The 1,501-nt window shown below is 42.4% G+C and carries 1 protein-coding gene; it reads right to left on the bottom strand.

Annotated features, from left to right (window positions below; translation table 11 throughout):
• Positions 1 to 43: 43 nt before the first annotated feature.
• Positions 44 to 1,261 (bottom strand): IS110 family RNA-guided transposase, encoded by a 1,218-nt coding sequence (locus tag BK575_RS27865; RefSeq protein ID WP_078412155.1) that lies wholly within the window; start codon positions 1,259 to 1,261, stop codon positions 44 to 46.
• Between the last annotated feature and the right edge of the window lie 240 nt (positions 1,262 to 1,501).

Here is a 1,501-nt window from a genome sequence, read left to right as displayed (position 1 = left end):
TTTTTTTTTAGCCAGGGATGTATGTGATATAATCGTTTCAACATTACTTACCAGCGGCCAACTGGTAATCGTAATGCAGATCGTGTGTAATAAGGTGGAAGAGGGACTTCAACAACTTATTCACACAGGCGATGGACGCAACTTTATGACGTTTGTTATAAGGTTGCGTTTTTAATTTGTCATAATAATCCACAATATGATTGCCTCCAAAGCGTCGCTGACGGATCATGTTTTGAATGGTGAAATAGAGTATTTTGCGTAAATAACTGTTGCCGCGCTTGTTGATTTTATCTTTATAAAACAAGGTTCCCGACTGGAAGCGCCTGATGTCAATTCCAGCATAGGCATTCAGCTGTTTATGGTTGTCAAAACGCGTCAGATCTCCTATCTCTCCAATTAACCTCACAGCCGTATTCGGGCCAATCCCGGGAAAACTGATGAGCACCTGATAGTCTTTCCGTTCTTTTGAAAGCTCGGCCATCTGCTTAATCAACGCTTCACGCTGTCTTAAAATCGCTAAATGACGCTTGGCATAGACTCTTAATTGATCACAGCGAACATCCTCAGCGTCTACGGCCGGATAAGAGTCTTGTGCAGCTTCCAACAGTTGCAGGGCTTTTTTCTCTGCCGTTTTAGGAGCTAGTTTTTTCTCTGTATTCGTGAGTAGTCGATTACGGACCACCGTTTTAGACAAGTGTCTCACACAATCAGGATGTGGGAACAACTGTAGAATATTCAAAAACAACTCTGATTTTTGGGTAAACAAGGACTCCATTTCCGGAAAAGTAAGTTGCAGAAGCGTGTGTATGCGGCTGCGAATCAGGCTCAGTTCTTCATCCAGTTCTTTATAGTAGCGAGAAAGAGCACGCATTTGGTCATAATAAGCTTCCTGCGGCTTTTTGATGCGCCGTGTAGCCGTAAAGTGCGTCTGGGCTAGACGATGAGCGTCGCTTTTGTCTGTTTTGTGCATGCGCATGGAAGCTGTTTGAAGCTTAGATTCCAAAGGATTAAGTAAACAATACGGAAAGCCGTACTCCGTGAAAAATCGTTCTAGTTGGCGAGAATACACACCTGTGGCCTCAAATACGATATCAGGGGCCTGTGCGTCTTTTTGGATTAGGGCCTTGATTTGATTATATAGTCTTTCAAAAAAGGAGCGTTTATGAAGCATTTCTCCTTCAAAGATGCAAACTCGGTCAGCGTTATAGATGACCATATAACTTTTCCCCATACTAACATCAAAAGCTATTACACTTGGCATATCCATTCCTCCTAACTTTACGGTAGAAGCGTTCACATCACCTTATCGATTCCCTTTTCTTATACACGATCTCCAGGATCCAACATACTGAAACTGATTCTTATAAGGGAAGTGAAGTAGGCCAGTTTAAAATACGAACTCAAGGTCCTGAGGATGGGTCGACCTATTCTTCACTTCTACTATAAAAAAATAGTAGCACAGACCATGGCCGTGGTCTGTGCTACTAATCTTAGTATGTTT

Source organism: Priestia abyssalis, from assembly GCF_002019595.1.
Classification (GTDB): Bacteria; Bacillota; Bacilli; order Bacillales; family Bacillaceae_H; genus Bacillus_BA; species Bacillus_BA abyssalis.
This window is presented reverse-complemented; position numbering and strand designations above follow the sequence as displayed.

Coding starts and splice junctions, on each gene's coding strand:
- BK575_RS27865 (WP_078412155.1), bottom strand. CDS start 1,261: ATGCCAAGTGTAATAGCTTTTGATGTTAGTATGGGGAAAAGTTATATG.